The following is a 7,785-nucleotide window of genomic DNA, read 5'->3' as shown; positions in this document are numbered from 1 at the left end:
GGTCGGGGTGGACGGCTACATCACCAAGGGCGACCTGGTGCGCCAGGACCTGGTGGATGTGGTGCGGCGACTGCTGGGCTGACAGGCCCCTGCATTGGCTGTAGCCCGCCGGCGTATCGGCGGGATGGAAGCCATGTGGGTTGAGGGGGACGGCTGGAGCGGAGGAGGCGAGGCGGGCCGCTGACGGGGGCCGGCCGGTGGATAGACTGCCGAGCCATCGCGGCGGTGTCGCTCAAACTCACCGCGCTCGAGGACCAGGCCGATGAGTTACGACGTGAGGTGGGTTCGATACGACGACACGCTCCACACTGCGGCGTTCGTCAAGGCAGCCAGCCAGGAGGCAGAAGCGCGCGGAGGACTCGAAGTCGAGTTCAAGCGCGGAGCCGGTGTGACCCGCTTGCTCGTCAAGCTGCCGCGTAGCTCACTTGACGTTCAACCGGGGGAATCGGAACGGGCTCCGGACGAAGGGGAGCGCTGGGGCGAGATCCACTTCAGTGTCATCCCCTCAGCTCAGCGTGGTTTCGAGGTCCTCCGACACTTACCGGATGAGCGAGGTTACATCGCGCTCTCGCGCTCCGGAGACGACGTGCTGATGCTGCGCGACGACGGAGTGGTGAGCCGGTGGGATGGCGTGGCCGTTCACGACGGGCCCCGCGTGTCCGAAGGATTCCTCGACGATATCTGGTCTCCAGAGCCGGGGGTGGCGTGGGTCGTGGGGGACGAGACGTTTCACCTCGGTCCCAGCGGCTGGACGCGCGTGGAGACGGGGGCGGGCGTTCCGCTTCATCGGGTCTCCGGTCGCCATGCGCGAGACGTATGGGCAGTCGGAGAAGGAGTCGTCTTTCATTGGGATGGGGCTCAGTGGAGCCGAATCCCTTCGCCCGATTTCGGAGTGGGTTATGGCTTGTGGGTCGACGCCGAGGGGGTCTGGCTTACGGGCTCGAACGTGAAACTGCTTCGGTTCGAAGGCTCGCAAATGGTTCCGCTCGAGATTCCAGACGGCGCCGGCGCCGAACACTCCTGGTACGAGGCCATCTTCCGAAGTGGCGGCGAACTCTGGCTTGCAGCGGAAGGCGAATGCGTTCGCTGGAACCGCGGCGGGGCCACGGTGCTCAGGACCGGCGTCGAGGGCCCCTCTGCCTTTGCAGGTACTTCCTCAGACGCGTTGGTCCTGGTGGGGACTTGCACCTCGGCCTGGTGGGACGGCGGCAGCTGGTCGCCAGTCGAATCGCTCACCGAAGGGTACGTGGATGCGTGCGTGTACAGCGATGGTTCAATCCTCGCGTCGAATCCGGATGAAGGGCTTACTCGCCTGGTGCCCAGAGGCACGCACGCCGTGCTCTCTGTCAGCTCCGGCTTCAGTTCCAATCGCAACCTATGGCTTTCGATCGCTGAACTCGCCGCCGCGATAGCACGTCGCCTGCGCATGACGGTTCAAACCTAGGTCGACAGAGTTCCGACCGTCTGCGTGCCCTCCCGGTTTTCGCTGCGCTTGCCCGAAGGGGCGCGCCTCGGGAGAAGCGGACCTTGAACTTCCGCTCTCCCTCGGCGGTGCCGATGCGGATGGGTTGATTCGGCTCCGGGCCCACCACGCCGCCGCCTGCAGTCTCGAACGTGATGACACTGCAGCCGGTCGCGACCCAGCAGGTGCGGCTCACTCCACGGCGAAGTGATAGTTGGAGCCGTAGTCGCTGTCGTAGCTCACGCAGGAGCTGCGGTCCGTGTTGCGGAACCACATCTCCAGGTGGCGGGCGCCGGCCGGAGCGGTGATGGCCGCCGGCACGGACCAGCCGGAGCCGGTGACGGCCGTCTCCTGGATGGGGCCGTTGTCGAAGCGGTACTGCGCGACAATCGTCCAGGCCGGGCCGTTGTATGTCGCGCGACACTCGGGCAGGCGGGCCACGTCGTAGTTGACGATGAAGTGCTCGCCGGCGCGCAGCGTGCCCGCTACCGCCTCGTCCCAGTTCGCGTTGAAGGAGAGGGTCGGCGCGCCGATGGCGAAGTGGTAGTTGTTCCCGTGGTTGGAGTCCCAGGCTTGGCAGCCCTGGCTCGAGATGTCGAACCACATCACGAGGGCGCCGCTCAACCCCGCCGGGAGATGCAGGGTGCGCTGGGTGGGGTTGCCGTCTGGCGCGTGGCCGGCCACCCAGAAGCTCACCACCGGGCCGCGGTTCACCTGGACGTGGCCGGTGATGGTCCAGGTCGGGTTGCCCGAGGATGTGGTGCCCCGGCACTGCGGCAGGCGGCTGATGTCGTAGTTGACGACCACCTGCCCGCCCACGGGAATCAGCTCCACCGACGGCGTCTCGTTCCAATCGCCATCGAAGGTGATGGAGGTGGGGGTGGTCTGCGCCGCGGCCGTGGAGGCCACCAGCACCAGCGGGAGGAGGGAGGGAAGAAATCGCCGGACCAAGATGCGCTCCTTTCGAGCGACAGAAGGAGGGGACGGCGGTATCCCGCTCTCGTGCCTCAGATCAATGACCTCCCTGCTTATCCATATAGAGCGGAAAAGTCATGTTGAGGGTGCGAATCGGAGCGCAGGCGGGCCGCCGACGGAGGGCTGCGCGAGCAGCGAGCCCGGCTGGCGGAGAGGCTGCGCAGCCCCATGGGGTACCCGCAAGCCCCGGTCACGCGCCCAGGAGGTGCGCTGTAGGGGGCTGGCTCTCTTGGCTGTGGCGGGCTGGAGCCTCAACACCACGAGGCATGAGGGGGGCACTCCCTCCATTCGAGGCTCCCGGTGGTCATCCCACCACCGGTGGGGGGGGAGGACCGGTGGCGCCGGGGTGAACGGCTACATCGCCAAGCGGGACCTGGTGGATGTGGTGCGGCAACTGCTGGGCTGACAGGCCCTTGCATTGGCTATACTCCCGGGCTCGCGCACGGGGTATGGACAGGGCATGGGCAAGAAAGTGTCGGTGCTGGTGGTCGATGACTCCCTCATCTGCCGACAGCTCATCTGCGAGGCGCTGAGCAAGGACCCCGATATCGAAGTCGTGGGCACCTGCGCGGACGGCAAGCAGGCCGTGGAGATGACCAAGGAGCTGCGTCCCCACGTCATCACCATGGACGTGGACATGCCCGTCATGGACGGGCTCACGGCCACCGAGCACATCATGGCCGAGTGCCCCACGCCCATCCTGGTGCTCACGGCGGACCCGCGCTCACAGGCGCCGGAGCTGACGTACCGCGCGCTGGAGCTGGGCGCGCTCGCCCTGCAGATCAAGCCCGCGATCGACGCCGGGCCGGACGCGTGGAACCTGGTTCGCGAAATCCGGCTGCTGTCCTCGGTGCGCGTCATCCGCCACCTGCGCCGGCCCCAGCGCGGCCCGCTGTTGCCGCCCCGGGTGGCCACGTCGGTGCTGCCGGCGGTGTCCATGGGCGTGGTGGTGGTGGCGGCGAGCACGGGCGGGCCCCAGGTGCTCTTCAAGATGCTGTCGGAGCTGCCCGCGGACTTCCCGGCGCCCATCGTCATCGTCCAGCACATCAACGCCGCCTTCGCGGAGTCCCTGGCGGGGTGGCTGGCCGGGGCCAGCAAGTTGAAGGTGCGGCTGGCCCAGGACGGAGAGCCGCTGATGCCCGGGCACGTCCTCATCGCTCCGCCGGGGCAGCACACCGTCATCCCCTTCCGGGGACGCGTGGGGATCAAGCTGGGCGTGGAGCGGGATGGGCACATGCCGTCCGGCACGGTGCTGCTGGAGAGCGCCGCCCGCACCTATGGCCGGCGCGCGGTGGGCCTGGTGCTGACGGGCATGGGCGCGGATGGCGCGGATGGCCTGCTGGCCATCAAGCAGGCGGGCGGACTGGCGGTGGCGCAGAACGAGGAGTCCTGCGTGGTGTTCGGCATGCCGGGCGCGGCGGTGGAGCGCAAGGCGGTGGACCACCTCATCCACGGTGACGAAGTCGCGGCGACGTTGGTGCGACTGGCGCGGGGAGAGTCCCTCTCGGTGGGGCGCTGAGCCCGGGTGGCTGACGGCGCGCCATGGGCCGGAGTGCGCGCCTTCCTGTCGGCGCGGACGGGGATGGCCCTGAGCGGCCCTCAGGTCCGCCGGCTGGATGAGCGGCTGGCGGCGCGCAGCCAGGGCCTCACGCCGCACCAGTACCTGATGTTCCTCCAGTCCCCGTCGGGCGTGACGGACCTGGAGGACCTCATCGCCGCGGTGGTGGTGAGCAAGACGGACCTCTTTCGAGACGAGGTGCAGCTCGCCGCGTTTCGAGCGCAGGTCCTCACCCCACTGGTGGCGAGGAATCGGCGGCCCCTGCGCGTCTGGAGCGCGGGCTGCGCCACGGGCGAGGAGGTGGCCACGCTGCTCGTCCTGCTCGCGGAGGCAGGGGCTGACCCGGACAGCACGGTGTTGGGGACGGACATCGCCGGGGACACGCTGCGCCGTGCGCGGTGGCTGGCCTACGGCCGGGAGCAGCTGCGCCGCGTCCCACCGGAGCTGCGCTCGCGGTACTTCGTCCGGTCCGGCGCGAAAGAAGCCCTGACGCCCGCGCTGCGGGAGCGCGCGAGCTTCCAGTGCCACAACTTGATGGAGTCGCCGTATCCGGTGGCGCCCGGCGGAGGCGGCTTCGACGTCATCTTCTGCCGCAACGTCCTCATCTACTTCACCGCGGAGGCCTTCCAGCGCACCGTGGAGGCGCTCGCGGGGAGCCTGGCGCCCGGCGGCGCGCTGGTGCTGTCCGCGTCCGAGCCGCTGCTCCGGGTGCCGCCAACGCTCCGAGTGCGGCGCGGCGAGCAGGCCTTCTTCTACGTCCGGCCGGAGGAAGGGGAGTCCGAGCCGCCGCCAGCCCCACTCTCCTGGAGCGACGCTGCGTCACCTTCAATGACGCGTGGCACGACCCTACTCCCAGGCCGAGCCCCCGCGCGCGCTCGCACCGAGGCTCACCCCGAGGGGGCTGTTCCGGCGCCCCTGGGGGCGAGGGGCGCCCGGGGGGCCGTGGCCACCGCGCCCGAGCCCAGCCCGGAGGCCTGCGCGGAAGCGGACCTCCTCTTCGCCTGCGTGTTGGATGGCGCCGCCTCGGGCGTCTCCGACGACGTGGCGGAGCGGGACCTGCGTCACTGCCTGACGCTGGACCCGGACCACGCCGCCGCCCGGTACCTGCTCGGACTGCTCCTGGAGCAGTGCCAGCGCACCGCCGAGGCGACCGCCGAGTACCGCCGGGCCTTTCAGGCCCTGGAGTCGGGCCGCTCGCGCCCCGTGGCCTTCTTCCTCAACCCCGACCGCCTCCGGATGGCCTGCGCGCATGCTGCCGAGCGATTGGAGTTTTCCATCCAGAAGCGGTGACCAGCCAGCCGGGCAGGCTCTGGCGGGAGCCCCACCTGGACGAGAGAAGTCCGGACGGGCAGGGCGTTTGCGCCTAAGATGGCGCCCGATGCGAAGCTTGGCGCTGATATCCCTGCTGGCCCTCCCTGGTTGCTTCTATCCCGCTGACCGCGGCCGCGCCCTCGAGGCGAAGGTCGACCGGCTCGGCACCGACTCCGCCCAGATTCAGGCGGAGCTGAAGGAGACGCGCGAGCAGCTCGCCGCCACGCTCCCGAAAATCGACGAGAAGGTCGCGGAGGTCACCAAGGCGCTCAAGGGGCTGGACACCGCGGCGCGCCGCAAGGACGCGGACATCGGCGTGCAGTTCCAGAAGACCGTCGAAGACCTCGCCCTGCTTCGTGGCCAGGTGGAGACGTACCTCCACAAAATCACCGAGCTGGAGACGGCGCTGGCCGCGCAGGACCAGAAGCTGGTCTCCATGCAGGGCGAGGCGGCGCTGAAGGAGGCCGAGGCGAAGAAGAAGGCCGAGGAGCTCAAGCGCCCCACGGACAAGAAGGAGTTCCTGGCGCTCGCCAAGGCGAAGGCCAAGGCCGGCGACGTGCTGCTGGCGCGCCAGCTCTACAACGAGTTCATGAAGAAGTGGGCCAAGGACCCGCTGGTGGGGGACGCCCACTTCGGCCTCGGTGAGACGTACTTCTCCGAGTCCAAGTGCCGCGAGGCCCTCTTCGAGTACGGCAAGGTGCTGCAGGACTTCCCGAAGGCGGAGTCCGCGCCAGAGTCCTACCTGCGCTCGTCGGACTGCTTCGCCCAGCTGAAGATGAAGGAGGAGTCGCGGCTGGCGCTGGAGGAGCTCATCAAGAGCTACCCGAAGTCCGCCGAGGCGAAGACGGCCAAGGAGCGCATCGCCGAGCTGGACAAGAAGGCGGCGCCCGCCAAGAAGGGCAAGAAGTGAGCCCGCGTCCGGTGAAGCTGGCCGCGCTGGCGCTGCTGCTCCTGCTGCCCCTGGTGGCGGGCGCGGCGCCCAAGCAGCTCGTCCTGCTCTTCACCGGAGACAATGGGGGCGAAGTCGCCCCCTGTGGTTGAAGGCACAACCCCTCTGGCGGTCTGGCCAGACGAAAAGTCGCGATTGAGAAGGAGCGCAAGCAGGGCACGCCCGTGCTGGTGCTGGACGCCGGCAATGCGCTCTTCAAGAGCCGGGACAGCGCGCAGGCGCCGGATGCCCGGGCGCGCGCGGAGCTCGTGTTGTCGCAGATGGACGCGCAGGGCACCGCGGCCATGGCCGTGGGCGCGCGCGACCTCGGGTTCGGCGTGGGCTTCCTCAAGAAGCAGACGCGGCAGGCGAAGCTGAAGCTCCTGTCGGCGAACCTCGCGGACGCGCAGGGCAAGCTGCTGTTCCCCGCCTCGCTGGTGACGACGGTGGGCGGCGTGAAGGTGGGCGTGGTGGGCGTCTCTCCCGCCATGGCCAAACCCACCCCGGTGGGGCTCGCCGTTCCGGGCCAGGCCCAGGAGCAGGTGCAGGGCCTGCCGGTGCAGCCCGCCGTGGCCGCCGAGGCGAAGCGCCTGCGTGAGAAGTCGAAGGTGGACCTGGTGGTGGTGCTCGCGGCGGTGCCCCACGCGGAGGCGCTCCAACTGGCCGACCAGGTGGAGGGCGTGGACTTCGTGGTGCAGTCCCACGAGGGCCGGGGGCAGGGCATCGCCCAGCGGCAGGCCCTGGCCACGGTGATTCCTTCCGGGGCCCGGGGCCGCGAACTGGCGAGGCTGGTGCTCCAGTTGGAGGGGACGGGCCGCTTCGCCGACGCCTCCGTGCAGGAGCGTACGCGGCAGCAGTTGCGCCTTGTCGAAGGCAACCTCACCCGGGCGAAGGCGCGGCTCGCGGGGGCCCAGGAACCGGCGGAAAAGCAGCCCCTGGAGGCGACGATTGCCCGCCTGGAAGCCTCGCGGGCGGCCTACCAGAAGGAGCTGGCCGGCGGCGCAACGGACGCCGGGCGCACGCATCTGTTGTCGTACATCCAGCTTGGCAGTGACGTCCCGGCGGATCCGGTCGTCCAGAAATGGGTGGAACGCGTCGAGCCCCCTGGCTCGGCGGCCCATTGAGCCGTGCTGGCCTTGTGAAGCGGTCCAAGCGCCATTATAAGCGCCGACCATCCCTCAGCGCCGGACCTCCTGCCCGTCATCGGGTGGGGGCAAGGCATACTGGAGCGTGTCATGAAGCCTGAAATCCATCCCGTCTATCCGCCGTCCCGCGTGACCTGCATGTGCGGCAACGTCGTGGAGACGAAGTCCACCCGCGGCTCGTTCTCGGTGGAAATCTGCTCGAACTGCCACCCCTTCTTCACGGGCAAGTACAAGCTCGTGGACACGGCCGGCCGCATCGACCGCTTCCGCAAGAAGTACGGCGCGTCGCCGACCTCCGCCAAGAAGGCGTAGGCCGCGGGGGCCACACACGGGCCCCGCCACAGTCCAGGCAGTACCCGTCGAGCAGGGTGTCGGAGGGCCTCCACGAGAGGCGCTCCCGCCCTGC

At 69.3% G+C, this 7,785-nt stretch carries 8 protein-coding genes; 7 read left to right on the top strand and 1 reads right to left on the bottom strand.

Annotated elements, in window-relative coordinates; genetic code table 11:
• The first annotated feature begins 262 nt into the window (after positions 1-262).
• On the top strand, positions 263-1,444 hold the full coding sequence (locus HNV26_RS26240) for a hypothetical protein (RefSeq protein ID WP_171443661.1): 1,182 nt from the start codon (positions 263-265) through the stop codon (positions 1,442-1,444).
• Between the two features lie 210 nt (positions 1,445-1,654).
• On the opposite strand, the gene HNV26_RS26235 is transcribed toward HNV26_RS26240, so the two are convergent.
• On the bottom strand, positions 1,655-2,413 hold the full coding sequence (locus HNV26_RS26235; RefSeq protein WP_171443660.1) for a DUF6209 family protein: 759 nt from the start codon (positions 2,411-2,413) through the stop codon (positions 1,655-1,657).
• A 484-nt stretch (positions 2,414-2,897) separates the two neighbouring features.
• Here HNV26_RS26235 and cheB point away from each other — a divergent pair, with 484 nt between their 5' ends.
• The 6 genes from cheB to rpmE all read left to right on the top strand — a co-directional run bounded on the left by cheB (position 2,898) and on the right by rpmE (position 7,691).
• On the top strand, positions 2,898-3,956 hold the full coding sequence (gene cheB / locus HNV26_RS26230; protein ID WP_011555116.1) for a chemotaxis-specific protein-glutamate methyltransferase CheB: 1,059 nt from the start codon (positions 2,898-2,900) through the stop codon (positions 3,954-3,956).
• Positions 3,957-3,962: 6 nt separating this feature from the next.
• On the top strand, positions 3,963-5,285 hold the full coding sequence (locus tag HNV26_RS26225) for a CheR family methyltransferase (protein WP_171443659.1): 1,323 nt from the start codon (positions 3,963-3,965) through the stop codon (positions 5,283-5,285).
• Positions 5,286-5,373: 88 nt separating this feature from the next.
• Entirely contained in the window at positions 5,374-6,216 is an 843-nt protein-coding gene (locus tag HNV26_RS26220) for a tetratricopeptide repeat protein (protein WP_171443658.1), read from the top strand.
• Positions 6,213-6,347, top strand: a complete 135-nt coding sequence (locus tag HNV26_RS39045; RefSeq protein WP_002634075.1) for a hypothetical protein — start codon at positions 6,213-6,215, stop codon at positions 6,345-6,347. The genes HNV26_RS26220 and HNV26_RS39045 overlap by 4 nt, the downstream gene beginning before the upstream one ends.
• Before the next feature lie 72 nt (positions 6,348-6,419).
• A complete protein-coding gene (locus HNV26_RS26215; RefSeq protein ID WP_171443657.1) occupies positions 6,420-7,358 on the top strand; it encodes a metallophosphoesterase family protein in 939 nt (312 codons plus the stop codon).
• A 111-nt stretch (positions 7,359-7,469) separates the two neighbouring features.
• Positions 7,470-7,691 (top strand): 50S ribosomal protein L31, encoded by a 222-nt coding sequence (gene rpmE / locus HNV26_RS26210; RefSeq protein WP_011555112.1) that lies wholly within the window; start codon positions 7,470-7,472, stop codon positions 7,689-7,691.
• Positions 7,692-7,785: the final 94 nt, after the last annotated feature.

The organism is Myxococcus xanthus, from assembly GCF_013116825.1.
GTDB classification, from domain to species: domain Bacteria; phylum Myxococcota; class Myxococcia; order Myxococcales; family Myxococcaceae; genus Myxococcus; species Myxococcus xanthus_B.
This window is presented reverse-complemented; position numbering and strand designations above follow the sequence as displayed.